The sequence below is a fragment of the Gemmatimonadota bacterium genome (genome assembly GCA_009692115.1).
Taxonomy (GTDB): domain Bacteria; phylum Gemmatimonadota; class Gemmatimonadetes; order Gemmatimonadales; family GWC2-71-9; genus SHZU01.
Window position 1 is genome coordinate 409,783 of record SHZU01000001.1, and the last position, 25,938, is coordinate 435,720.

22 protein-coding genes are annotated in these 25,938 nt (G+C 66.6%); 8 read left to right on the plus strand and 14 right to left on the minus strand.

The window, feature by feature from the left end:
* The first annotated feature begins 844 nt into the window (after window positions 1–844).
* The 4 genes from EXR94_01960 to EXR94_01975 are packed head-to-tail and all read left to right on the plus strand — an operon-like array spanning window position 845 to window position 5,094.
* Window positions 845–2,071 carry an FAD-dependent oxidoreductase gene (locus EXR94_01960; protein ID MSR01495.1) on the plus strand — a complete coding sequence of 409 codons (1,227 nt, stop codon included), beginning with the start codon at window positions 845–847 and terminating at the stop codon, window positions 2,069–2,071.
* Complete coding sequence (locus EXR94_01965; GenBank protein ID MSR01496.1) at window positions 2,068–2,850, plus strand: DUF1365 domain-containing protein; 783 nt, start codon at window positions 2,068–2,070, stop codon at window positions 2,848–2,850. Before EXR94_01960 ends, EXR94_01965 begins: the two co-directional genes overlap by 4 nt.
* Window positions 2,825–4,066, plus strand: coding sequence for a class I SAM-dependent methyltransferase (locus tag EXR94_01970; protein MSR01497.1), 1,242 nt, complete (start codon window positions 2,825–2,827; stop codon window positions 4,064–4,066). The genes EXR94_01965 and EXR94_01970 overlap by 26 nt, the downstream gene beginning before the upstream one ends.
* Window positions 4,063–5,094 carry a class I SAM-dependent methyltransferase gene (locus EXR94_01975; protein MSR01498.1) on the plus strand — a complete coding sequence of 344 codons (1,032 nt, stop codon included), beginning with the start codon at window positions 4,063–4,065 and terminating at the stop codon, window positions 5,092–5,094. Before EXR94_01970 ends, EXR94_01975 begins: the two co-directional genes overlap by 4 nt.
* Here EXR94_01975 and EXR94_01980 read toward each other — a convergent pair.
* From EXR94_01980 to psd, 6 genes are all read right to left on the minus strand, one after another.
* Window positions 5,066–7,138 carry a S9 family peptidase gene (locus EXR94_01980; GenBank protein ID MSR01499.1) on the minus strand — a complete coding sequence of 691 codons (2,073 nt, stop codon included), beginning with the start codon at window positions 7,136–7,138 and terminating at the stop codon, window positions 5,066–5,068. The genes EXR94_01975 and EXR94_01980 overlap by 29 nt on opposite strands.
* Window positions 7,139–7,167: 29 nt before the next feature.
* Complete coding sequence (locus tag EXR94_01985) at window positions 7,168–7,638, minus strand: nuclear transport factor 2 family protein (protein ID MSR01500.1); 471 nt, start codon at window positions 7,636–7,638, stop codon at window positions 7,168–7,170.
* 56 nt (window positions 7,639–7,694) lie between these two features.
* Window positions 7,695–8,969, minus strand: a complete 1,275-nt coding sequence (locus EXR94_01990) for a peptidase M14 (GenBank protein ID MSR01501.1) — start codon at window positions 8,967–8,969, stop codon at window positions 7,695–7,697.
* Window positions 8,970–9,033: 64 nt separating this feature from the next.
* Complete coding sequence (locus tag EXR94_01995; protein MSR01502.1) at window positions 9,034–9,459, minus strand: hypothetical protein; 426 nt, start codon at window positions 9,457–9,459, stop codon at window positions 9,034–9,036.
* A gap of 110 nt (window positions 9,460–9,569) precedes the next feature.
* A complete protein-coding gene (locus tag EXR94_02000; protein MSR01503.1) occupies window positions 9,570–9,788 on the minus strand; it encodes a hypothetical protein in 219 nt (72 codons plus the stop codon).
* Between the two features lie 4 nt (window positions 9,789–9,792).
* Window positions 9,793–10,644, minus strand: a complete 852-nt coding sequence (psd, locus tag EXR94_02005; GenBank protein MSR01504.1) for a phosphatidylserine decarboxylase — start codon at window positions 10,642–10,644, stop codon at window positions 9,793–9,795.
* A gap of 88 nt (window positions 10,645–10,732) precedes the next feature.
* Here psd and EXR94_02010 point away from each other — a divergent pair, with 88 nt between their 5' ends.
* Both EXR94_02010 and EXR94_02015 read left to right on the plus strand, forming a co-directional pair.
* Window positions 10,733–12,658: a hypothetical protein gene (locus EXR94_02010; GenBank protein MSR01505.1), complete on the plus strand. Its 1,926-nt coding sequence runs from the start codon at window positions 10,733–10,735 to the stop codon at window positions 12,656–12,658.
* Window positions 12,659–12,687: 29 nt separating this feature from the next.
* Complete coding sequence (locus EXR94_02015; GenBank protein MSR01506.1) at window positions 12,688–14,490, plus strand: CocE/NonD family hydrolase; 1,803 nt, start codon at window positions 12,688–12,690, stop codon at window positions 14,488–14,490.
* 171 nt (window positions 14,491–14,661) lie between these two features.
* On the opposite strand, the gene EXR94_02020 is transcribed toward EXR94_02015, so the two are convergent.
* The 5 genes from EXR94_02020 to EXR94_02040 form a co-directional block, all read right to left on the minus strand.
* Window positions 14,662–16,083 carry a hypothetical protein gene (locus EXR94_02020; protein ID MSR01507.1) on the minus strand — a complete coding sequence of 474 codons (1,422 nt, stop codon included), beginning with the start codon at window positions 16,081–16,083 and terminating at the stop codon, window positions 14,662–14,664.
* A 190-nt stretch (window positions 16,084–16,273) separates the two neighbouring features.
* Complete coding sequence (locus tag EXR94_02025; protein ID MSR01508.1) at window positions 16,274–17,656, minus strand: D-glutamate deacylase; 1,383 nt, start codon at window positions 17,654–17,656, stop codon at window positions 16,274–16,276.
* Between the two features lie 212 nt (window positions 17,657–17,868).
* Complete coding sequence (locus EXR94_02030; GenBank protein MSR01509.1) at window positions 17,869–18,330, minus strand: hypothetical protein; 462 nt, start codon at window positions 18,328–18,330, stop codon at window positions 17,869–17,871.
* A gap of 52 nt (window positions 18,331–18,382) precedes the next feature.
* Window positions 18,383–19,903, minus strand: coding sequence for a M28 family peptidase (locus EXR94_02035; protein MSR01510.1), 1,521 nt, complete (start codon window positions 19,901–19,903; stop codon window positions 18,383–18,385).
* 6 nt (window positions 19,904–19,909) lie between these two features.
* On the minus strand, window positions 19,910–20,398 hold the full coding sequence (locus EXR94_02040; protein MSR01511.1) for a DinB family protein: 489 nt from the start codon (window positions 20,396–20,398) through the stop codon (window positions 19,910–19,912).
* Between the two features lie 168 nt (window positions 20,399–20,566).
* On the opposite strand from EXR94_02040, the gene EXR94_02045 reads away from it, so the two are divergent.
* Window positions 20,567–22,003 carry a class A beta-lactamase-related serine hydrolase gene (locus tag EXR94_02045; protein ID MSR01512.1) on the plus strand — a complete coding sequence of 479 codons (1,437 nt, stop codon included), beginning with the start codon at window positions 20,567–20,569 and terminating at the stop codon, window positions 22,001–22,003.
* Between the two features lie 66 nt (window positions 22,004–22,069).
* Here the strand turns inward: EXR94_02045 and EXR94_02050 are convergent, their stop codons facing one another.
* Complete coding sequence (locus tag EXR94_02050; protein ID MSR01513.1) at window positions 22,070–22,351, minus strand: hypothetical protein; 282 nt, start codon at window positions 22,349–22,351, stop codon at window positions 22,070–22,072.
* A gap of 70 nt (window positions 22,352–22,421) precedes the next feature.
* Complete coding sequence (locus EXR94_02055) at window positions 22,422–23,807, minus strand: FAD-dependent oxidoreductase (protein ID MSR01514.1); 1,386 nt, start codon at window positions 23,805–23,807, stop codon at window positions 22,422–22,424.
* Between EXR94_02055 and EXR94_02060 the strand changes: the two genes are divergently transcribed.
* Entirely contained in the window at window positions 23,732–24,805 is a 1,074-nt protein-coding gene (locus EXR94_02060) for a class A beta-lactamase-related serine hydrolase (protein ID MSR01515.1), read from the plus strand. The genes EXR94_02055 and EXR94_02060 overlap by 76 nt on opposite strands.
* On the opposite strand, the gene EXR94_02065 is transcribed toward EXR94_02060, so the two are convergent.
* Complete coding sequence (locus tag EXR94_02065) at window positions 24,440–25,846, minus strand: amidohydrolase family protein (GenBank protein MSR01516.1); 1,407 nt, start codon at window positions 25,844–25,846, stop codon at window positions 24,440–24,442. The two genes, EXR94_02060 and EXR94_02065, sit on opposite strands and share 366 nt — an antisense overlap.
* Window positions 25,847–25,938 lie beyond the last annotated feature (92 nt).

Below are 25,938 nucleotides of genomic sequence, written 5' to 3' on the forward strand. Positions count from 1 at the left end.
GGCGTCATCGACGCCTCGAGTTGCTCGAGTGACGACTTGGCATTCCGGTCCATGTCGGCGATCAGTTTCTTGACTCGCTCGATCTCGCCTTCGAGGAGCACCCCGACTGGAGCCGGCTCGAGGACCGATCGTCCGTCCTTGGTGAACACCAGCATCGAGTTGTAGAGGGTGCCACCCCCGATCTGACCAAAGGTTCGCGGTTCCGCAAACATGCCCTGCAACGGGTCCTCGGCCACCAATCCGCGAGTGAAGTTGCCCCGGGTGGCCGGGTCCTCGAGGTTCGGTGGCGTAGGCGGGTTGTTGGTTTCGAACCACGCCAACAAGTGGGCGTCGCCGGTCTTGGGCCACAAAGACCCATCCGGACGCAGTTTGACGTCCTGCGGGGCCGACCAGTAGACGATCAATCGTTCGCGGACCGCGCCATCCCAGACCGTCGGCCATGCGATTGCCAGCGTGGCATGTTTAGCCGGTTGGCTGAAGACTGGCGCGGCCTTCAGAAGATCATAGACCCGTTCAGCGCGGGACCGTGCCGCCCTGAGCTCCGCCGGCGTCAACTGGCGTTGGGTCGACGGTCGGACGTCGGGGTCGGGGTCCCAGGTCACGATCGAGCTCATCCGCGGGGGAGAAACCGAGGTGACCTGGGCCGTGGCAAGGCCCGGAAAGAGGGCGAGGCCGAGGGCCAAACGAAGTGGAGTCATGGGGATGGGAGGTATTCGGCCGCGCCTCGAATATCTATCGTCCCTAGTTTGTACAGTACGAAATATTGACAAACCGCCGCTCTCGACGTATTATCGACGTTCCAGGGCCTCCGTCCGATGACCAACCCGAACCTTCAGCCAACGGCGTGACCAGAGTCGCCATCATCGGCAGCGGCGTGTCCGGACTGGTCGTAGCCCGGGGCCTTCGTTCGACCCACGACATCACCGTGTTCGAGGCCGACCGCCGGATCGGCGGGCACGTCCATACCTGGACCGTGGAGCGCGAGAGCCGGACCTGGGCCATCGATTCCGGTTTCATCGTGTACAACGAGCGGAACTACCCCCACTTCACCCGGCTCATCGCCGAGCTCGGGGTTCCGACCCAACCCAGCACGATGAGCTTCAGCGTGCGGCATGACGGCGCCGATCTCGAGTACAACGGCTCGACCATTCGACAACTCTTTGCCCAAAAGCGGAACCTGCTCCGGCCGTCGTTCCTCCGGATGCTCACGGAGATCCTCCGCTTCAATCGCGAGGCGACGGCGGCGGCCGGAAGCCTTGGCGATGCGCCGATTCGCGAGTTGCTGGATCGCGGTGGATATTCCGCCGCATTCCGCGATTGGTATCTGCTCCCGATGGGGTCGGCGATCTGGTCGATCCCCGCTTCGACCGTGCTCGCGATGCCGGCCCGGTTCTTCGTACAGTTCTTTTCCAATCACGGCATGCTCACGGTGGACGACCGGCCCGAGTGGCGAGTGGTCTCCGGAGGGTCGTCGCGGTATGTCGGGGCCCTGGTGGCGCCGTTTCGCGACCAGATCCGGACGGGGTCGCCGGTTCGCCGGGTCAGCCGATTCGCCGACCGGGTCGAGGTCAACGGCGAGGCGTTCGACCGGGTCGTCCTGGCCTGTCACAGCGATCAAGCGCTCGCGATCCTGGCTGAGGCTACCCCGCTGGAGCGGGAGCTACTCGGATCGCTCCCCTATCAAGCCAACGAGGCCGTGCTCCACACCGATGCCTCGGTGCTCCCGCGACGGCGGGCGGCGTGGGGAGCCTGGAACTACCGGCTGGGCCATGATGCCGGGTCGCCGGCTGTCGTGACCTATAACATGAACCTGCTCCAGTCCCTCGAGGCGCCGGTCACGTTCTGCGTCACCCTCAACGGCGACCATCTGATCGATCCGGCCCAAGTGATCGGCCGGGTGCAATACCACCATCCGGTCGCGACCGTAGCAGGGGCCGCGGCGCGGGCTCGCCGGAGTGAAGTGAGTGGCGCCGGACGGACCCACTACTGCGGGGCGTACTGGGGCAACGGCTTTCACGAAGACGGGGTCGCCAGCGGGCTGGCGGTCGTCTCGGAGATTGGGTCGCCGTGAACAGTTGCCTCTATCGCGGCACCATCCGCCACCGACGGCTCTCACCGGTGTCGCACACGTTCCGGTATCCGCTGTTCATGTGCTACCTCGATCTGGCCGAGCTCCCCGCGCTGTTCGACCAGCGCTGGCTTTGGTCGGCCCGCCGGCCATCCGTGGCATGGTTCCGCCGTGCGGACTATCTCGGCGATCCGTCGATCCCCCTCGACACCGCGGTTCGCGATCTCGTCACCGAGAGAACCGGCCGCCGGCCGACCGGCGCGATCCGACTCCTCACCCACCTCCGCTACTTCGGCGTGGCGATGAACCCGGTGAGCTTCTACTACTGCCACGACCCGGCCGGCCGGGGCATCGAGGCGATCGTGGCGGAAATCACCAACACGCCGTGGGGCGAACGACACGCGTACGTCCTGGTGCCGGGGCCCGAGCAGCAGACCGCCCGCTCGATCGGATTCCGGCTCGTCAAGGAGTTTCACGTTTCGCCGTTTCTGCCGATGGAGATGGGCTACGACTGGACTTTCTCCGCGCCCGGCGAACGACTGGCCGTGCACATGAAGAATCTGAGCCGCGGTGGCCGGGTGTTCGATGCGACGCTCGCTCTTCGGCGGGAGCCGATCACCACCGGCTCACTGGCAGCGGCGCTGGCCCGTCATCCCTGGATGACCGCCTCGGTGGCCCTCGGCATTTACTGGCAAGCGCTCCGGCTTTGGCTCAAGCGGGCGCCGTTCCACGTTCACCCCTCGCTCCGGAAGACCCATGACGTTGCTGACCGCGCTCGCTGAACGGGCGTTGATGCCCCGCCTCGCCCACCTGACGGAGGGCCGGCTCGTCCTTCGCGACGGCGCCCGAACAGCAACGTTCGGCCGCGGTGCCGCCCAGCCGATCGAGGTGGTGGTCCACGACCGGCGGTTCTACCAATCGGTGGCGTTCGGCGGTCACATCGGCGCGGGCGAGGCCTATGCTGAAGGCTGGTGGACCACCGACGACCTGACCGGCCTGGTCCGGCTGCTGGCCCAGAATCGCGGCGCCCTCGACGGCTTAGAAACCGGCTGGGCTCGCCTTGCCCAACCGCTCCGGCGGCTCCTCCACGCCATGAACCGGAACACCCGGAGCGGGAGCCGCCGGAACATCCAGGCCCACTACGACCTCAGCAACGATTTCTTCCAGACCTTCCTCGACGAGACCCTGACGTACTCATGCGGGATCTTCGAGCAACCCGACATGACGATGAGCGAGGCCTCACTCGCCAAGTATGACCGTCTGGCCGCCTTGGTTGACCTCGGGCCGGACGATCATGTCGTTGAAATCGGGACCGGCTGGGGCGGGTTCGCGGTCCGAGCCGCCGCCCGGTTCGGCTGCCGGGTCACCACCACCACGATTTCGGCGGAGCAGTTCCGGTTCGCGAGCCAGCGCGTAGCCGATGCCGGGCTGACCGACCGGGTCACGGTCCTCAACCGGGACTATCGCGATCTCGAGGGCTCCTTCGACAAGCTGGTCTCGATCGAGATGATCGAGGCGGTTGGCCATGAGCACTACGATACTTTTTTTGCCAAGTGTTCCGAGCTCCTCGCGCCCAACGGCCTGGCCGCGATCCAATCGATCACGATCCAGGACCATCTGTACGAGGCGGCCCGCCGCGAAGTGGACTTCATCAAGCGGCACATTTTCCCGGGCAGTTGTATTCCCTCTCGCGCGGTGCTCCGTCAGGCCGCCGAACGGATCGGGCTCACCTTGGTCCGGGCCGACGACATCGGCCGCCACTACGCCGAGACGTTGCGCCGGTGGCGAGCCAACTTCCGGGCGAGCCACGACCGGATCACCGCGCTCGGATTCGACGACCGGTTCCAGCGCCTCTGGGACTTCTACTTCTGCTACTGCGAGGGCGGTTTCCTCGACGGGGCTATCGGAAACGCCCAGTTGACCTTCGCCAAGGCCGCCGCGGCGGGCCGGCGGATCGTCGCGCCGGATGTGGCCAAGTTCGAGATGGTGGCCGGATGACGTCGCTGCTCAGGTCGGGCCTCGCGCTCGCCGAACGGGGGCTGGTTCCGACTCCGCTGCTCCGCCGGGCCATCCGCGGCCTCTGCGAAGATCGTCTCGACGAGCTCCGGACCGCGGGGGGCCTCGACCGGTTCATCGCGACGCTCGAGGGGGCGCCGATTGCGCTCCTCCCCGACCAGGCCAACGCCCAGCACTACGAAGTGGCCAGCGACTTCTTCTCGCTGGTCCTCGGCCGCCGGCTCAAGTACTCATCCTGCCTCTATGGACCTGGCATCGACACGCTCGACGCCGCGGAGGAGGCGATGCTCGCGCTGACCTGCGAGCGCGCCATGCTCGAAGACGGGCAGGACGTGCTCGAACTCGGCTGCGGCTGGGGCTCGCTCTCGGCCTTCATGGCTCGCCGCTATCCGCGGTCCCGGATCGTGGCGGTATCCAACTCGGCCACCCAGCGCGCCTTCATCGAGGCGCGGCGGCTCCCGAACCTCGAGGTGCGGACCGCGGACATGAACGGCTTCGATCCGGGCCGGCAGTTCGACCGGATCGTGAGTGTCGAGATGTTCGAACACATGCGGGACTGGCCCACGCTGCTTGGCCGGGTTGGCGGGTGGCTGCATCCGGCGGGCCGGCTCTTCGTGCATGTGTTCTGCCACGCCCGGGAGGCCTATCCCTTCGACACCGAGGGTGACGACAACTGGATGGGGCGGTACTTCTTTTCCGGCGGGATGATGCCGGCGTACGACCTGCTGCCTCGGCTCGCGGGGCCGGCGCTCAGGCTCGAGGAGCGGTGGTGGGTCGACGGGACCCACTACCAGCGCACCGCCGCCGGGTGGCGGGCGAATCAGGAGGCCCGCCGCGACGAGGTGCTCCGGGTGCTCCGGACCCACTACGGCCGCGAGGCGGGTCTCTGGTACCACCGCTGGCGGATGTTCTTCCTGGCGTGCGAAGAACTCTTCGGGTATCGAGGCGGCGCCGAGTGGGGCGTCGGCCACTACCGTCTGGTTAGGCCGCCGGCTTCGGGTACTGTTTGAACCAGCTCATCATGTAGAGCATGGTCCGCATCCAGTTGGACGGCACCGACTCGGTGCCATGCCATTCGTTCTCGAACCGGAGCAGCTTGGTCGGAACCCCCCGGACCTTGAGTGCGGCGTAGAAGTCCTCGGTCTGCGGCATCGGGGTCCGCATGTCGAGCACGCCGGTCATCAAGAGCGTCGGGGTGTTGACGTTGCCCACGTACGCGAGGCTCGACTGCTTCCACCACGCCATCGGGTCTTCCCAGAACGGCTTGTCGAAGAAGGCGTAGGCGAAATACGGCACGTCGGCGTTGCCGGCCATGCCGATCCAATTGGTGACCGGGCAGCGCACCGCCGCCGCCGCGAACCGGTTGGTATGGCCGATCATCCAGCTCGAAAGCGCTCCGCCGCCGCTGCACCCCGACACATACAACTGCTTCGAATCGACGTAGCCGCGGCCCAGCACGGTGTCGACGCCCGCCATCAGGTCATCGTAGTCGGGCCCCGGGTAGGACTTTTCAATCGTCCGGACGAAGGCATCGCCGTAGCCGGTGGAGCCGCGCGGGTTGAGGTAGAGCACCACGTACCCGTTGGCCGCGAACGTCTGCCACATCATGTCGAAGCCGACGCCGTACATGCCCTGGGGGCCGCCATGGATCTCGAGCAGCATCGGATACTTCTTAGCCGGATCGAAGAACGGCGGCTTGACGATCCACCCCTGGATCTTGGCCCCGCCGGTCGACGGGTACCAAATCTCCTCGGCGGTCGCGAGTTTCTTGCCCTGGAGCAGGTCGTCGTTCACTTGGGTCAACTGGGTGATCTGAACGGCACCTTTCTTGTCGGCCGTCATTCGCACCACGTCGCCGGGTTGCTGGAAGTTCGACCGGATCCCGACCATTTCACCGGTCCGGGCGATGCTCGACACCGAGAGGGAGTGATTGCCGGTCGTGAGATACCGCGGCGGGCCGGCCAGCGGCACGAAGAGGACGTTTTCAGTGCCCCGGTCTCCGGGGGCGACGTAGAGGCCGCTACCGTCGGGGGCCCAAAGCGCATCGGCCCCGCCAAAGGCGCCCATTTCCCGGTCAATGGCTCGGGTCAGATCCCGGCTGCCGGAGCCATCGATGTTCATCACGTAGAGATCGGCGGTCTGCCACACGACCGGCAACAGCTCCCGGCCCGCGAAGGCCACCATCTTGCCGTCCGGAGACACCCGGGGCGCCATCCACGAACCCTTGACCGTCGTGAGTTTCTTCAGGGTGCCCGACCCTACGTCGACCGCGTAAATATTCGACTCGCGGAAGTTCCGGTCCGAGTTCGGCTCGGCAAAGCCGTCGAAGAGAATTGCCTGGCCGTCCGGAGTCCAGCTGTGGCTTCCGCCGACGATCATGCCATCGAACGCGGCCCCGACGCTCCAGTCTCCGCGGGTGATCTGGCGCGGCGACCCGCCATCGGCCGGCACCACGAACAGATGGGTGAACCCCGGATCGGTGTAGCCTTGGTGGTCGGCCCGGTAGTGAAGCCGGTCCGCCACCCGCGGCGCCGGGGTCCACTTGGCGTTCGGCGGCGGGGCCGGCATCTCGATAGCCCACTCGGATGACTTCGCGACCAAGCTCGTGAACGAGATCCACTTGCCGTCCGGCGACCAGGTGAGGTTCCCCGGCGACTCGGTCAGCCGGGTGATCTGGGTCGTAGCCCCTTCCGCATCCATATATCGGACGAAGATCTGGGCGCCCTTCGGATTCTCGGAGGCCGCCACATACGCAATCCGGGTGCCGTCCGGCGACCAGACCGCCCCGCCACCCGTCAACAAGAACCGATTCTTGGTGCCGTCGGCGTTCATCTGCCAGATGGCGCCGCTCCAGGTGTCGTTGACCTTGTCGACGAACCCGCGCGAATAGAGCACCGTCTTCCCGTCCGGGGAGATCTCCGGGCTCCCGACCCGTTCGAAATCGAGATAGTCGGCCACGCTGAGGGTTGGGCCGGCCGGTTGGGCCGAGACCGATCCCCGCGGCGCCACGGCGGCCGCCAGGGTCACGAGCACTCCGATTCGAGTCATCAGCATTCTGTCTCCCTAAATTTGAATTGGTCTGCTCAGTGCGGCAGTTGGTTCCAGGCAGCCTCGGTGATGGCGTCGAGCTGGCGCTCCATCACGATCTGCCAGCGGCCATTCGTCTTGACCAGCAGAGTCTCCATCCGGCGAATACTCGGCGTCTGCTTGCCGGCGCGGTCCGTGGTCGTGTACTTGAACGCCCCGATCTCAAACGCCGTCGTGGCATCATCCTGCCGCTTGTCGAACCGGAGTTCCACGGTGGCCCGGACCCCGTCCTTCTTGGCCGTCACCATGTCCTTGCCCCAATCCGCTAGCGTCGTGGCGATCGGCTTGGTGCCGGTGTTGCTGACCAGGACCGCCGCTGGATGATAGGTCCGGCCCATGGCGACAATGTCGCCGGCCACGACAGATGCCGCCACCGCCGACCACACCTGCGCGTCGATTTCGGCGCTGGTGGGACTGCCCGCGGGCAAGCTGAGCGCAACCAGGGAAACCAGGGCAAGTCGCAGCATGGGTGAACCTTTTAGTCAGTGGTTGGATGGTGATGGTCGGGGAAGCTACCCCGGCCTCAGGGTAGCCGCCCAAGTTCTTTCGACGCCGGATCGGCGGATTCCCGAATGATGAAGCGCGCCGGCGACCCGATCGGAACCCAGACCCGCCCGCCGGCCTGGAGGACCGCATCCGGCATCGGATGCAGGAATCGCCCTGACAAGTCGAGGGTATCGAGGGCAACCGTCCCCTCGAGATCGCCAACCTCCCGGACCCGGCCACCAACCCGGGCCACCGAATCGTCGAAGTTGATCGCCACATCGGCCCGGAGCGCCCCCGCACCCGGCACGACGAGCGAGCCTCCCACCACCAAGAGATCGGAGGCCCCGCCCTGATTGAAGGGCAACGACTCGTACGCCGCCGGGTCGGCCCGCTCGTAACTCCGGGCGGCAATCGCTTCCAGCACGCCGAGAATCGCCGCGGCGTTCAGGGTCCGAAGTCGTTGCTTCTGGGGGTCGCCGGTCAGGGCGCCGCTCTCGATCAGCACGGTGCTGGTCCCCCAAGCCTGCATCAGGTCGCCAAACGCCCGGGGATTGAAGGTGTCGTCATACCGCGCGATCCGGCCGCCGACCGCGTGACCGAAATCGGTGGCGAGCCAGGCCGCCACTTGCCGAGCCCGACTCCGGACTGGTCCATAACTCCGCGCCTGATCCGCCGGCGGCGGTAGCAACGCGATGGCCGCCTGCTCGCCCTGCCCGACCCGGGTTCGGGCGTTTTGATCGTGGAGATTGAATCCGAAATCCGGCTCGATCCGGTCGTGGACCGCCTTGAGCACCCGGGCTTCCGGACTACTGAGCCGGCGGACATCCCGGTTGATGTCGATGCCCGCCGCATTCTCCCGCTGGAAGACCTCGGCGCCATCGGGATTGAGCATCGGGAGAAAGGTGACCGTCAGATCACGGGCCACCCGGTCGCGCAGCGGGCTCGCCTCGGTCGAGGCGAGAAACGCCAAGACATCCGCTAGGGCCATCGTGGCGGTGGCCTCGTCGCCGTGCATTTGCGACCAGAGGAACACTTTGACCGGGCCGGCGCCAAAGGTGACCGTGCGGAGTTCCCGCCCCTGCATCGAGCGGCCCACCTCGGTGACGACGAATCGGTCCGAGGCGAGCGCGGGCGCCACCGCGCGCCAGAACTGGTCGTGGGTGAACCGGCGCTGGCCGATCGCTCCGATCTGGAATCGCTCGGCGAGGGTGACTCGATCGGCCCAAGCCGTTTGGCCGGCGAGCGGCATCGGGGTTCCTCCGAGCGTCAACGCCGTCAGGACCCAAGCCCCGGCACTCCGAGTACGATTCATCCCTCATCGTACGGCGTCCGGAGCCCTCGGCGCAAGAGACCGACCTGCCCCTTTGGCCGAGACCTCAGTAGCCGGCAGCCAACCCAAAGCCCCGCGGCTCCGTCACGTCGCGATCGTACGCGCCGAGGTCGAACGACGGACAGAAACCGGTGGTGGTCCCGATCGGCTGTCCGGCGGTGACCCGGGTTCCGGGGACCATGCCCGGCAAGAGCAACACGTGATCGTAGTAGTAGTGGAAGGTCTTCGTCATCTGGATGTCGACCTTGGTGTCGCCGCGCGCCTCGGTCCCCAAGACGAACGTGATGACGCCACTCCCAGCCGCGTCGATCGGGCGCTTGCGGCAGTCATTGTGCTGCTGATTGCCGCCGTAGGGGTCGACGAACGAGATATAGACATGATCGGTCGGCAGGGTGTGGCCCGGAGGGCCGATCTTGCCGAGCGGAGTGACGGCGATGACCGATGCAGTGTCGATCGGCGATACCGACAGCACGCCGGGGCCAGTGATCGTGAGGCCGTAGGGGTTGATCCCTTCGGGGTCAGTGGGTCCGGTACCGCCGCTCCCCCCGCCACAGGTGGGAAGGGCAAAGAGGAGGCCGGCGCTCAGGGAACGGGGGTGGCGAGGATCCGGGCATCGTGGTTGCCGGTAGCCCAGAGCGCCTCGGCCAGCGCCTGATCGACCTTGATGGTCTTGACGAGTTTGCCGAGCACGGCATAGCTCACGCCGAACATCGGACTGGTGATGCCGTGGCGTCCGTAGGTCTTCCGGGTTTGCGCCGACCCGGCCTTCTCCAACTGTGCCAACACGTCGTCGAGTGTCATGGCCCTAAGCTCCGCTCGAAACAACGCCCATCCGCCGGCCAAGGACCGACGGGGCTTGGTGGTCGAACCGATCGAGATTCACGGCCCCTTCCGGGAACAGGAGGATCACGGTGGAGCCGTAGTTGAAGCGGGCCATTTCGGCGAACCGCTCCAATCGGATGTTTTGCCCCCGGAAAACGGTCCGCTTGGGTTGGTCGGCGTACTCCGGAATATTGACACCGTTCCACACCGTTGCCACACCCGACACCAATAGCGCGCCGACCATCACCGAGCACATCGGCCCCAAGTCAGTGTCGAAGTGGCACACCAGCCGCTCGTTCCTGGCAAACAGCCGCGGCACATCGGCCACCGTACCCGGTGACACGCTGAACAGGCGCCCGGGCACGTGCAGCGTTTCGGCTAAGGTACCGGTCCACGGCATGTGGACGCGGTGATAGTCGCGGGGCGAGAGATAGATGTTCATGAACGAGCCGTTCCGATACGCCGACGCCAAATCGGCGTCCCCGAGCAGCTCGGCGGCGGTGTAGTCGTGGCCCTTGGCCTGGAAGATTCGTCCGTTCTCGATTCGGCCACACTGGCTGACCTTGCCGTCGGCCGGCATCAACAGGGTCTTCGGATCAGGGTCCGGTACCCGGGCGCCGGGCTTCAGTGCGCGGGTGAAGAAGGCGCCGAAACTCGGGTAGTTGTCGGGGTTCGGATCGGCCGCTTCGCCCAGGTTGACATCGAAGTTGGCCAACACGGCCCGGATGACCCGGCGTTTGATCCAGGGAGTTTCCGACTGAGCAATCCGGCAGGCCAGGTCCGACAGAAAGCGATGGGGCAGCAGATACTGCGCCAGGGACGACACTTTCATCATGCTCCAAGGTAACAACCCGGATAGTTGATCGGACCCCCGCGATCCCGTAGCTTCACTCATCCTGCGTCCCCTTCCGGAGCCCGTCCCCATGCGCGTCACAACCGCCATCGCCCTCGGCCTTGCCTTCCCCGGCGCGGCAGTGGCCCAAACCCTCGAACTGGCTCCGATCCGGGCACGCGTCGTGGCCGGCCAAGAAGTGCAGTTCCAACTCCGGAGCACCGGCGGGGCGGCCGTCCCGAATGCCCAATGGCTGATCGGGCCGTTCGACGTAGCGGCCGTGAGCCAGACCGGCGTGGTCCGCGGACTCCGTCACGGCACCGCCACCCTGGTGGCCCGCTCGGGCGGCAAGACGGTGACGGCCGAGATCATCGTCGAACCTAAGGGCCCCGCCACCATCGACATTTCGGCCGACCCAGCCCAAGTCGTGCCGGGCGGCATCACCCTCGTGACCGCACTGCCCTTCACCAGCGACCGCGATCCCCTGACCGGCCACGCCGTCACATTCCGCTCCATGGCGCCTAACGTGGCCACCGTAGACGCTGCCGGCATCGTGGTCGGACGGGCCGTGGGCCAGGCCACGATCGTGGCCGAGGCTGGAGCGGCCCGCGCGGAACTAGTGGTGAAGGTCGTCGCCAACCGAGTCGCTCAGCTCGCCCTGACCGCACCGGCCCAAGCTCGCACCGGTGATGTGGTCCGATTCCTCGCCCAAGCCACCGATGCCCGGGGCCAAGCCGCCGATCCCGCCCCGGTTCGGTGGAGCGTGGACCGCTCCGACGCCTCGGTTTTCCACGACGGCGGCTTCGTCGCCGAGCGGCCCGGCACCTACGTGGTCACCGCGGCTGTGGGCGCCGTGTCCGCGTCAGCGCCGATCACAGTGAGCCAGCGGGTCCATAACCGGACCTTCGAAATCGCGGGGTCTGCCACGTTCGGCCAACTCCAGGCCGCCGAGCACTGGGCGGTCAACGACGTCCTCTACGTATCGACGATCTCGGACCGGCTCTACACCTACGATATTTCCGAGCCGGCGAGCCCGCGGCTCACCGATTCCCTGATGGTCGATGCCCGGCTGATCAACGACGTCTCGACTACCCCGGACGGCCGGATCGGACTCATCACCCGGCAACAGGCGTCGTCCCGCAAGAACGGGATCGTCTTTCTCGACTTGGCCGACCCGCTCCACCCCAAGGTGCTCTCGGAATACACCGCCACCGTGTCGGGCGGCGTCCATAGTGCCTATATCGATAGTCATTATGTGTATTTGAACGACGCCGAAACCGCGTCGCTTCGGGTCATCGACTTTGCCGATCCCAAGAACCCCCGCGAAGTGGGCCGCTGGCAAGTCGAAACCAGCGTGATGCGGACCAGCGCGTCGGGCCAGGTGGAGGGCCGGTCGCTCCACGACCTCCAGATTAAGGATGGACTCGCCTACTTGGCGTACTGGAAAGACGGGCTGGTGATCCTCGATGTCGGCAACGGCCGGAAGGGCGGCAGCCCAGAGAACCCTAAGTTCGTGGCCCAGTACACCTATAATCACGCCGATTACTACCCCGCCGGAATGATCGCCGGAACCCACTCGGTGTTCCGGTTCGGGAAATACCTGGTGGTGGGCGACGAAGTTTTCCCCGGGTTTTTTGATCTGAACTCGCGGGCCCGAATCAAGACCTTGGGCCGGCTCCACATTCTCGACGTCACCGACATCGAACACCCCAAAAAGGTGGCCGAATATTCGGTGCCGAACGCGGGGTCGCACAACATGTGGGTGGAAGATGATGTGATGTACGTCGGCAACTTCGAAGCCGGGGTCCGGGCCGTGGACATGAGCGGCGAACTCCGCGGCGACCTCTACGCCCAGGGCCGCGAAATCGGCTCGATCTGGACCGGGGCGGAAGGCGGCTACCGGGCCAACCTGCCGATGGCGTGGGGCGCCCAACCTCACAAGGGCTACGTCTACGCCACCGACATCAACAGCGGCGTCTGGGTCGGGAAACTGACCCCCAAGCGCCTGGTACCCTAACGCCTCCAATTCGTTCAGGAGCCAGGACCATGACCCGATTCCGCTTGGTACTCGGTGCCCTCGCGGGCCTCACGGCTGGGGCGCACGCGCAAACCGCCAACGGCCCGATTCCGGCTCCCGTCGCCAAGTACCAAGTCGCGATCCAGAAGGACGTGATGGTCCCGATGCGCGACGGGATCCGGCTCGCCACCGATATCTACCGCCCCGAAGGCGCCGGCGACCGGCTCCCGGTCATTCTCATGAGGACGCCGTACAACAAGGCAACCTACGGCGGGGCCACCGCGCCGGCCGCCTTCTTTGCCAGCCAGGGCTACACGGTGGTGACCCAGGACGTCCGCGGGCAGTACGGCTCGGAAGGATTCTACCGGGTCCAACTAGCCGACGCCCGCGACGGCTACGACGCGATCGACTGGATCGTCAAGCAGCCCTGGGCCACCGCGAACGTCGGCATGTACGGTTGCTCCTACCTCGGTGAAGTCCAGTACTTGCTCTCGGCGCGCCGGCACCCCGCGCTCAAGGCCATGATTCCGCAGGCGGCCAGCGGAGCCACCGGATCGGCCGGCGACTACTATACCAATTTCGGCACCTACGACGGCGGCGCGCTGACCCTGAGTTCAATCTTCGGATGGTTCGGCTTTGCGGGCCATCGGATCAGAGCCCCGGCCAACACCGCCGTCGGGATCTCGAATGTGCCCAAGATCAACTTTGCCGCGATGCTCAAGACCCTGCCGACGGCCACCTTGGCCGAGCGAGCCGGGTTTCCACTGAGCGATTTCAAGGACTTCGTGACCCACCCGCCCGCCGACCCGTACTGGGCCCCGATCGGATACTTGAAAGACACCGACGAGTTCGACACCCCGGCGCTCCACGTCAACTCGTGGCTCGACGTCACGCCGGAGCAAACCCTCCATGTCGCCAATTTGATGCGGATGAACGCGGCGACGGCGCGGGGACGCGACAATCAGTTCGTCATCATGTCGCCGACGACGCACTGCGGCAGCGAGCGGGCCGGCAATCCTACCAAGGTGGGCGACCGCGAGTTCGGCGACAGCCGGCAGCCGTATTTCCAAATCTATCTCGATTGGTTCGATCACTGGCTCAAGGGCGTCGACAACGGCGTCACCAGACGGCCCAAGTTTCAGTACTATGTGATGGGCGAAAATCGGTGGCGGGAATCGCCGTCGTGGCCGGTGCCCGGCATGAAGCAGGTCAACTACTATCTGAGCGCCACCGGGGCGCTGGAGCCGCGTTTACCGGTCGGGGGCAGCCAGAACTTCGTCTACGATCCGGCCAATCCCCTGCCCTCTCGTGGCGGCACCATCTGCTGCACCGGCAACCCCGCTGACCAGCCCGGGATTTTCGACCAAACCGATCTCGAAACGAGACCCGACCTCCTGGTCTACTCGACCCCGGTGTTAACCAAACCGGTAACCATGGCCGGCACCGTCAGTGCCACGATCTATCTCGGATCCAACGCCAAAGACACCGACCTCGTGGCCAAGCTCATCGACGTTGATGAGCAGGGCCGGTCGTGGAACGTGGTGAGCGGGATCAAGCGGGTGCGGTACCGAAACGGGATGGCCACGCCGGCCTTTATGGAACCGGGTCAGATCTATCCGGTGACCATCAGCCTCAAAGCCACGGCCTACCGATTCCTCCCGGGGCACCGAATCCGGCTCTGGATCTCGAGCAGTGATTTCCCGATGTACGACCGGAACCTCAACACCGGCGGCGACAACGTCACCGAGACCACCTGGGTGAAGGCGACGAACACGTTGCACTACGGATCGAAGCAGGCGTCGGTGCTAGTGCTGCCGCTCCTGCCGGAATGAATCCCTTCCCGGCCGAGTTCGCGTCGCGTTAGGCATCGTGCGACGGTAGTTCACCGCGAAGTCCAACGTCGAGCTGGCGGATGAGCGCACCGACCCGCCCCCGCCCGACCCCGGGCCGTGCCATCCGACCCACGACCTCCCGAACAGCCGGCGATGACCCGATGGCGTCGGCTACGACCGCGGCTTCCGCGAGCTGATCACTGGTGCCGTCGGGAGCGCGGCGAGGTTCACCACCCGGCCGCCTTTGATGACCGAACCGATCCGCCGATAGTTCCGCGCGGCCTCGAGCGGGTTGGCGTCGAGGATCACGAGGTCGCCCGCCTTGCCCGGTTCCAGCGTGCCGAGTTCCTTATCGAGCTTGTAGGCCTTGGCCACGTTGCTGGTGACCGTCTTGAGGATCTCCATCGGCGCCATCCCGGCTTCCTCGAACACGGTGAGGGCGTTGAAGTGCCCCTCGCCGAGCTTGGTCCGGGAATCCACCGAGTCGGACACCAGGGTCCGGGAATCGACGACCCGGATCGGATCGTCGACGCCCGCGTCGGTTGAGACCATCAGCAGCGCGCCGGCCCGGCTCAGGTTCCTGATGTTCTCCGCCGCCATCTTCATGTAGGGCAGGAGCACGCTGGTCGAATCGGCCTTCTGTTGCGCGGCCATGGCTCGTTTGGTCAGGCCCAGCACGGAAACCCCGACGCCCTTCTCTACGATCTTCCTGATCGTGGCGGGTTGGATCGGATAGACCGGTCCCGAGATGCTGCCATGGGTCAGGATGTCGACACCGGCGTCGACCGCCATGTCGATGCTCTCGGGTGAGGTGACGTGGGCCTGGACCGTCATGCCGGCCCGATGACCCTCTTCCACGATCACCTGCTCTTGGCGGGGAGAAAAGGTGAGAAAATCCATGTCTTGGTGGCCACTCCCGCCGAACTTGAGGAAGTCGACGCCGAGCCCGGTGTACTTCCGGATCGCGGCCCGGAGAGTGTCGGGCGGCATCCAGAGGAGGGCCCGACCGGTGCCCTGTTCCCACGTTTCGTTGATCCGTTTGGCAAACGACTTCGTCACCCAGGCGGCCGCGGGGGCGATGAAGTCCGGGCCGAGGGGACCGCTGAAACCGATGATGTTCCCGGCGAGATAGATCCGCGCCCCTTCCGCCTGGCCGGCGTTGATCTGGTCGCGGACCTTGATCAACGCCGCCCGCGGGCCCCAGGTGTCGAACACCGTCGTCTGGCCGGTCTTGAGCGCGATCTGGGCGCCTTCGAGCACGATCTTGTCGTACTGGTCCTCGAACAGAATCAGATGCTCGAGGTTGATATTGAGGTCGAGGTGCAGATTGGCGTCCATCATTCCGGGAATCACCCATTTCCCGCGGGCGTCCACCCGGGTCACGTCACCCGGAATCGCAACCGTGGCGGCGGGGCCGACCGCCGTCACTTTCCCGTTCCGGATCACGATGACGCCGTCGGCGATCGGTGCCCGGCCGGTGCCGTCGATGATCGTGGCGCCGGTCACGGCGAGATTTTGAGCCGCGACCGGGCGGCCGGCGGACGCGAGCACGACGACGCCGAGCACGGCGGCTCGGCGAGGAAAGTGAGCCATGGTTGATCCTGGGTGAACGGTTGGTGGCCGAGCTTACGGATTCAAGCTACGCCGTCTCGGCTCGGCCGACCAGGCCGACGAGGACCGGGAAGAGCGGCGCGGGGCCACCATCACCGGCTCCGGGCTCGGCCAACCTACCGGGCCGGGCTGGCGGTATGGAACGAATGATCCGGTTCCGCTCCCCAGCCCCTCAACGGACGAGACCGCGGGCCGGCCGCCCCGGGAACTCGCGGTCCTGAAGCGCACCATCGACAACCACCAGGACCCCATTCACGAGCACATAGCGGAAGCCGACCGAGGGAAGCGCCGGCTCCTGGTAGGTGGCCTTGTCGATCACCGTCTTGGGATCGAACACCGTGATGTCCGCATCGGCCCCGACCCGGATCCGGCCCTTGTTCTTGAACATCGGCGCCACCCGCTCCAACCGCACCGCCGGCATCAGCGCCATCTTCCGGATCGCGTCCATCAAGCCGATCTGCTTGGTCTCCCGGACATAGTAGCCGAGGGTCCGGCCACTGGTGCCCGCGGTGCGCGGGTGACCCTTGCCCTGGCGGAGCCCGCCGTCGCTCGCGATCGCGGTGAGCGGACTCGTCATCGCCATCGCTTCCATCTCCGGCGTGTTCAGGAAGAGCACCACCGAGGCCCCGGGCACCCGCTTGGCCGCGAAGGTTTCGCGGGTCAGTCGTTCGCCGGTGCTGACCAGCATCAGCTTGGCAAACATGCTGTCGGGCCCGCCCACGAACCGGTCGAGGAGCGGTGAACTGATTTCGGTGAGCCCCGCGCTATACGGATAGGCCTCCGCCGTGATGTCTTGCCCATTGGCACGCGCTTCGGCCACCAGGGCAAGGGTGGCAGGAGTCGACTCCAGGCTCGAACTGTTGAGATGCACGATATGGAGCGGCGCCCCGGTGATCGCACTGGCCGCGATCACCTCCATATAGGACTCCACCGAACTCCCCGGATCGGTGGTGCCCCACGACCGGGTATGGACGAACGCCGGGGCGTGATACTTGGCCGCGGCGCGGAACGCCTCGAGGACCTCGAACTTGCTGGCCCCCGGCGTATACTGGAGCCCGAAGCCGACGCCGACGCCACCGGCCGCCAAGCCGGCATCGATCCGCCGCTTGATCTCGGCGATCTGCTCGGCCGTGGCGGCGTCGCGCCCGCCGGCCCCGACCGGCAGGAAGAGGCCGGGGTCCTTCATCACCGCCATCCGGTGCGGAATGTGTCCGACCGACGCCCCGAAGTTGATCCGCGCCGTGCCGGTGCGGGCGGCGTAGAAGCCCGGAATGTCCGCCACCCCGACCTCGAGTTCGAGGGCGGTGGTCACCCCGTCCATCGCGAAGATCCGGTAGTTCTCGTCGTCCTGGCCATGGGCATGGAGATCGATGAATCCCGGCGCCACGACCAGTCCTTTGGCGTCGATCATGGTCTTGCCCTTCAGGGGCCCCGCCGCGATTGCCACGATCTTGCCGCCCCGGATTCCAATCGACCGGACGGCGTCGAGTTTCGACTCGGGATCCATCACCCGACCGCCTGAAATGACGACGTCAAACCCGGCCCGCTGCGCCATCGCGGCCGAGTTCGGGGATCCCAGAATGGCCAGGGCCAACAGGGCGTTACGCATTCGCAATTCTCCGGATGGAAAGGACTTCGGGAGCGCCACGGGCCAACGATACCCGATCAGTTATCCCATCGGAAGGCCATCGCCGATTGCGCCGGAACACCGGAAAGCCGGAACGCCCGGCGGCCGAATGCCGCGAGCGCCCGGCTCGAGGGGGGGTGTTACGGGGTTTGAGTGACGGTGACTCCGGCGTTATTGACAATCGTCCCGCCGATATTGCCCGTCAGCGTGACGGTGATCAGCGCCAGGGACCCGATGCCAGTCGTTCCCTGATCCGCCCGGATACCGGCCCCGGTGTTGGCCGACACGGTGGTTTTCTTGACGGTCGCCACGAGGTCGCCGGTGCTGTTTTCGTCGAAGTCGATCCCGATCCCGGCATTGGTGCCGCTGGTCGACTGATCGACGGTTGCGGTCAGGATCCCGGCATCGTCCTCTCGGACGGCAATCCCGGCAGTTCCGTTGCCCGACGAGGTCGCCGGTTCGATCGTGGTCGAGAGATCGCCGGTGCCCTGTTCGCGGAGACTGATCCCACCGGTCAGGTTGCCGTTCGTCTCGGCGCCGCAATGGCGGTGGTCTGAGCCAGCGCCGGGCCGGCGGCCAACGCAAATGCGGCGTGAACCCACAGGCGTGTCCGACACATCATCGCCTAACCTCCCCCATCTCGAGCCATCCGGCTCAGGGGACCGGCTGGCGCCGGATGATCTGACGGGCGCTCTCCGGATTCCACTCCGGCCGCTCGGTGCGATTGGCCACCGCCAGCGCCGTCTCGAAAATCAGCCGGACCACCCGGGCTTGCTTCTCGGCGTCAATCTTGTCCGGTGAGTCCGTGACCGCGTGATAATCCGGATGAAAACCATTGGTGAAAAACAGGATCGGCACCCCGTTCCGGGCAAAGTTGTAGTGGTCGGACCGGAAATAGATCCGCTCCGTCGGCCACTGGTCCGGCAGCACCCCGACACCGAGGCCCCGGTTGGCGGCTGCGGTCCGGTCGACGGTGGCGCCGAGGTCCGAATGCTCCCGGCCGATCACGACGATCGAATCCCGCCAGTTTCGGCCCAGGTGATCCATGTTGATGTTGGCCACGATCCGCTCGATCGGGACGGTCGGGTGTTTCGCGTAGTACTCGCTGCCCCAGAGGCCCCGCTCTTCGCCGCTCACCGCCACGAACAACATCGATCGCCGGGGCCGGGCAGCCGGGTTCGCGAATGCCTCCGCCAGTTCCAGCAGACCGGTGGTGCCGGAGCCGTTGTCGTCGGCCCCGTTGCAGATCGAGTCCGCGGGCGTGACGCCGCGGCACCGCGAACCGACGTGGTCGAAGTGGGCCGAGATGGCGACGTATTCGTCCCGGAGCGCCGGATCGGTTCCCCGGATGATCCCGACGACGTTAGGTACTTCGCTGCGTTCGTCGCGGGAGTAGGCCATCGCCGCGGTGGCGGTCCAGGCCGGCGCCGGAACGACCAGGACCTCGGGGGCGGCCCGAGCCGCCTCGATCGCGCCGGCCACCTCCGGGACCTGGGCGATCAGGGCCGACTCCCGGATCGCGATCACCGCGGGCCACCCGACCGACTCGGCCGTGGCGATCCCAGCGACCTGCCCGCGGAGCCGGTCGAAGGCACTGTCGCTGTTGACCGAGAAGATGACCAGCGCGGCTCCCGCGTTGGCGGCGGCGATCAGCACCTGACCGGTGTTCGGCGCCTTGCCCCGCCAGTCCGTCACCCAGTGGAGCACTCGCCCATCGACGGCCGCCCGGTCCAACTCGGTGGTCGGTCCGATCGGCCCACCACCCAGGGCGAGCCCTCGGGTGGTCACCAGCTCGACCGGTGAGCCGGACACCAACTTCGCGTTGTCGGTGAAGGTGAAGACGGCCCGCCGGGTCCCGGTATCGACAATGGTGAACTTCGACGCGGCAGCATCCAAGGTTCGAAGCCGGATCGCATACCGCTGGAAGTAGCCGCCGTCCCCGGCCGGCACGAGCTTGTTGCGGGCGAACTCCCGCGCGATGTACTGCGCCGTGGTCTCGAGGCCCCGGCTCGGCGTGTCGCGGCCGCCCATGGAGTCGTCCGCGATGATGAAGACCCGGCGGCGGACATCCGCTTCGGTGATGGTGGCGGCGGCACGGGGCGCGCCGGACTGGGCCGTGGCAATGCCGACCGGCATCAGCGACGCGGCCAGGAGCAATCGAGTCAAAGTCGTCATCGTTCTCTACCGCCTGCTGTCCCACAGCCGTTTGAGTAACTGGATCTGTCCGGTATGATAGGCATCGTGCATCGCCACTCCGATCAACATTTGCCCGAAGGGCCACCGCTTCCCCACCACCGGAATGTGTCCCAATTTGCCCGGCGAAAACGCAGCGATCGCCTCGGCGAGGAGCCGATGTTCCGCCGCCAGCAGCGCGCGGTCGGCCTTCCAGAGGGCCTCGTCGGCACGGCGCGGCACCACCGGGAAGTTAGCCGGGTGGCGCGGGAAGCGCGGAATCAGCCTGCGTACCAGGTGCCGCCGGATGGTGTACTTCCAATAGGCGATGTACAGGGTGAGCCCCCAGATGCTGGCCCGACCGGGGGCCGGCGTCCAGTGGGCCGCGGCCGCGCTCACGCCTCGCACCGCGCCGACCGGAGTCGGGCCGCCATGCCATGCCTGGCCTCGTGCCGGGGCGAGGGTATCTCCAATGGGTCCCACGGCTGCACGGGTCATGGCTGACTCTCCAGTGGGGATGTTGCTTTGGATACTCGGAACCTACGCGGCGCGCAACCCGGTGTCGACTCAGGTCTGGCACTCGGGCGGATTGTCGGCGCGGCCGATATATTCGGCCGTGACCGAGACCCTCGCCCGCCGGGCATTCATCCTTCCAAGAATCCGACAATGACGTCCACCACGTTCAGTGCGATGCTGTCCTGCCTGCTGATCGTATTGGGCAGTGCGCCGGCCATGGGGCAGCAAGCCCGAGATCCGGATTCTGGCGCCAGGGTCGACCGCTTGGTCGAGGGCTATCGAGTCGGACGCCATGTGCCCGGCATCGCGATCGCGGTGGTCCGGAGCGGCACGGTCATCAAAGCGAAGGGATACGGCTTCGCCAATCTGGAGCTCAAGGCGCCGGTGACCCCCGCGACGGTGTTCGGCCTGGGCTCGATCTCGAAGCAGTTCACCGCCACGGCCATCATGCAGTTGGTCGAAGACGGCAAGGTCAGACTCGACGATCCGGTCACCCGCTACCTCGACTCGCTGCCCCCGCACTGGGGCCGGATCACCGTCCGTCAGCTGCTGACCCACACCTCGGGGATTCCGGAGGAGCACTGGCTCCCGAACTTCGTCGAGTTCGACCGCTTCGAACACCATCAACTCGACGTCCTCCGAACCATCTTCGCCGACTCGCTTCAGTCGGAACCCGGCGCCGTCTGGGCCTATCGGAACAGCGGCTACCGGATGCTCGGCATGATTGTCGAGAAGGCCTCGGGCGAGTCGTACTGGGCCTTCATGGAGCGCCGGATCTTCACCCCGCTCCGCATGACGGCCACCCGGAGCAGCGATCCAAAGTCGCTGATTCCGCACCGGGCCCGGGGCTACGGCAAGGAACGGGGGCGGGTGGTGAACCGAGACGCCGTGACCGAGTCGGCTGCGTTTTCAGAGGGCGCGCTGATGTCGTCGGTCCTCGATCTCGCCCGGTGGGACTCGTCCCTTTACCGCCCCCGGGTGCTCACCCCGGCGAGTCTCGACCAGATGTGGACGCCGGTCACGCTCACGAATGGGCAGTCGTATCCGTATGGATTTGGCTGGATGGTGGCCCCGACCAACGGACTCCGAACCGTGGGACACGGCGGGAGTCTCCCGGGGTTCCTCACCAACTTCTCGCGGTTCGTCGCCAAGGGGCTCACCGTCGTGGTGTTAGGCAACGCCGAGTGGGCCGATCCCGCGGCCCTCGCCCAGGCGATTGCCGGGATCTATGAACCGGAGCTCGCACCGAAACCGCCGGCGGCGATTGACGACGCCGATCCCGGGTTCAGTGCCGGCATCCGGACCTTGGCCGACGGCCTCAGACGGGGCGAGCTGGACTTAAGCCGGTTGGCACCCGACGCCAGAGACGAATGGTCGGCCGGCGCGGTGAACGAGGCGGCCGCGTTGCTTCGTCGGGGCGGCCGGATCCGGCAGTTCGAACTAGTGGGGCGGCTCGATCGCGGTGGCCTGGCCCGCCGGCGCTACCGGATGGTCATGGATCGGGGGGCGTTGGTAGTGACGGTCCTGACTCGGGGCACGGACCCTCTGCTCTCGTTGACCCTCGAGGAGGCTCTCGCGAGTAGGTAGGCCTGCTCTACGTCCCCGCCGGGGGGCAGAAGGAGGGTGACGCGGATCCGGATTGGATGGTGCGGACTACTGGGCACGAACGCCCAACTCCCCCAGGGCCTTGGCCAGGAACTCGTACTCCGCCTCACCGTTATAGAGCGCGGCCGACACTCGGAGATACCGGGCCCGGTGCATCGGCCACGAGAACACCACCACCTGGATCCGGTACGCCTCGAGGAGCCGGGTCATCAAGGGATCGGCCGTGAGCGCCGGGCGCCCGGGAACGGTGTCCGGCTGAATCGCGAGGGTGGCCATCGAGGCCCCGACCACGGCCGACGCAATGAGGATGCTGGTGACGAATCGAGCCATTGGATCTTGACTGGTTGCGAGTGAGGGCCACCTACGGGACCGGACCGAGGCGGGTTTCGTTGCTGCCAGTCTACTGTTTGTCTTCCAGGCCGGCCGGTGCCAGGCGAGCGAGCATGGTCGCCACCCACGACGGTTCTGCGTCGTTGATTTCCTTTCGTTCCTTGCGCGCGACCGCCTCGCGCACCATATGGGCACCCAAGAACCGAATCGGTTCTGGTGGGAACTTGCCCGCCGATCGCCCGATCAGCGGGTGTTCGCCCCACTCGTCGCGCCGGCCGAGTGCCATTGAGGCCAGAATCCGCCCTCCGATGACGCTGGGCCCGACCCCGTTGCCGCTCCAGCCGACGCCGTATGCGATATGGCGGCGTCCGCCCAGGTATCCAAGCAGCGGAAGGCTGTTGGGGGTTCGATCGATCGGGCCCGACCAATCGTGGGTGATCGGCACGTGGGCCAACGCCGGGTAGTAGCGCCGGAAGTCGGCCGTCACCTCGGCCGCCCGCGCCGCGCTTCGATCGAACGCCGGTCCGATCGAGCCGCCGTATGCGATCGACCATCCGCCCTTCCCGAACACCACCCGCCCGTCGCCGGAGATTCGATAGTAGTCCACCATGGTTTGGGAGTCGGTGATGCAAAGGTCCGGATGCCATCCGATCCGGGCGAGGTCGGCCGCCGCGGGCGCGGTGGCCACGATGTCGCTTGAAATCACGACGATCGACCGGGAGAGTTCCCGAATCCCGGCGGCCCAGGCGTTCGTGGCGATGACGAGACGCGGGGTGGTAACCGTCCCTGCGTCGGTCTCGACGATGACCGGTTCTTCGCGCGAGAACCTGCGGACCTTGGTGTGTTCGTGGATCCGGACCCCCCGGCTCAACGCCACCCGCCGGAGCCCCCGGGCCAGCGCGGCCGGCTGGACGATCGCAGCGGTCGCTTCAAACGTCCCGGCCCGGTGGGCCGGCGATCCGGCCCGCGCCGCCACCTCGGCGGCCTCAAGGTTCTGGAACGGCGCCACGCCGTGTCTGGCACACAGATCAAGCAGTCCACTCCACGCCCCGAGTTGGGCCCGGCTCGTGGCCGTCCACAGCCACCCGCCCTGGCGGAAGTCGGCGTCGATCGCGTGGGCGGCGCAGAAATCTCGAATGGTGCCGATCGCGTCTTCCGACGATTTCGCCACCCGCACCGCATCCGCCGGACCGATGATTGCCGCGAGTGACGACAACTTGGGCCACCAGGAGAGGACGAAGCCCCCGTTTCGGCCGGACGCCCCGCCTCCGCAGATATCCTGCTCCAGCACCATCACATCGCACGCCGGCTCCAACTCTTTGATCCGGAGGGCGGTCCACAGCCCGACGTACCCGCCGCCGATCACGACCACGTCCGCCGATGCGGCACCGGCCAGCGGGAGTTGATCGGGGGCATCGCCGGCCGTCTGCTCGAGCCAGAGAGATCGGTGTTTCATGCGCTGAAGATACCGATTCGGTCGGGCCTCGGCTCCACCGTTTCGCCGACAGCCTCGTTGCGGTCCGGCCGAAGCTGCCCGGCCTGATTCTCTACGTCCGCGACGGCGCGTCCGGCCGGCGCTGGCGGATTGCGTCGGGATGGTCCGATACCGTGCGCCGGGTCCGGCTCGACCCGAACCAACCGCTCCGGATTGCGAGCAACACCGAGACCTACGTGGCCGCGGCCATGCTCCGACTGGTGGAGCGAGGGACGCTCACGCTCTCCAACCCGCTGTCCCGCCACCTCCCGGCCCATCTGAATGCGATGCTGGTTGCCGATGGGTATCCGACCGACCGGATGACCATCGAGCAGGTGTTCAGCCATCGATCCGGCCTGGACGAGCACCCCGCCATCGCCTCCTGCGCGGCCGTGGCCGACCGGGCGACGGAGGGACTGCACCAGCGCCACCAATACGATGAGGTAGGCCGGCCACATCGCGGCCCGTTGTCCCTCGATCAGCACGCTCGCGGCCACCAAGACAACCCCGATGGCTCCGAGCGCAAACGGGGCCCGGCGTCCCCTGACCCATTGCCACAGGATTGCCGCCACCACCAGCGCAATGATCCATTCGAACGGTCACATCGTTCCGCCCTATCGCTTGATGTCGGCGCCGGCCGCCGCGGCCTGGCCCGGAGGCACCATCGGCTCGTGGCGCGGGTAGACGATCTGGCCGCCCTGGACCTGGACCCGGCCGTCCCGAATCACGATGTCCACCTTGGCGATGTCGTCGAGGCGCTCGTCGGGGTTGCCGTTCAGGACCAGCACATCGGCGAGCTTGCCGACCTCGAGGGTCCCGAGCTTGTCTCCCATGTCGAGCATCTGGGCATTGACCCGGGTGGCAATGCCGAGCACCTCGGGCACGGTATAGCCAACCCGGACGAAGTTCCGCATCTCTTCGTGGTAGGGCCACGGGAGGTACCGGAACCAGTCGACCACCAAATCGGTGCCGATGCCTAACGTGACGCCGGCATCCTTCATCTTCTTGACCAGGGCCATGTTGGCCGAATCCGAGAAGGTGAACCGCCGGCTCTGCGATCCGAAATACCCGCCACTCAGCCGGAAGATGATCTGATACGGAATCAGGGTCGCATCCGACTCGACACCCTTCTCGGCCATCAGCCGGATCGTTTCGTCGGTCCGGGGGAGCGGATGCTCGATCATATCGACCCCGGCCCGGACCGCGCGCTCGATATAGAACGTCTCGGCGTCGGCGGTGATCTTGAGGCCGAGGTCGTGGGTCTCGGCGACGGCCGCCTGGATCTCTTCCTCGGAAAAGTGGCTGGTCACCTTGATGAAGTCGGCGCCCCGGGCCACCTGCTCGCGAACCGCGTTCCGCCAATCAGCGGGCCCCGTCGCCACCCGGACGCCGGCCAGGTACTGGCCGCCCGCAATGTCGGGCTCGTTGCCATGGCCGCCCTGCCCCGCAATCACGTTGCCAGCGGCAAAGATCCGGGGCCCGACCAGCCGGCCCTCGGTGACCCATTCCTTGAGCAGGAACGGCGTCTCGCCATCAGAGCCGGTGTCGCGGAGCGAGGTGATCCCGCTCTCGATGTAGTACCGGAGCCGCTCGGCCCCCCGAAGCGCACCGTCGGCCCGGCTTCGGGCCCTGGCGTCCGAGTCACCCGGCAGGCGGTAATCGATGTGGGTATGAAGGTCGATCAGGCCCGGCATCACGGTCTTGCCGGACACGTCGATGACCCGGGCATCCTTGGGCCAATCGGTGCTCGTCGGCGGCAGGATGGCCGAGATCTGATTGCGGGTGATGACGACCGTGGCGGCCCGGGCCACGGCACCGGTCCCGTCCCAGAGCCGGCCGCCCTTGAGGACCAGGGTGCCCTTCGGGGCGTAGAGGCCCGCGGGGATCGGGATCCGGCGCGGGTCGTCGGTGGTGTTGGTACTGGGCGCGATCCACCGCCGCCGTTCGGTGCGCGGAACCTGCGCCACGAGCGAGGGCAGCAACGACACCAGGAGGATCGAGGCAAGAAAGAAGCTACGCATGAGATATTGGTGGTTGGAGACGCCGGTAAACTAGTCGCAACCGGGACCGCACGCCGGGGCCACCATGCTCGTGGCGCCTCTGACGCCGTGAC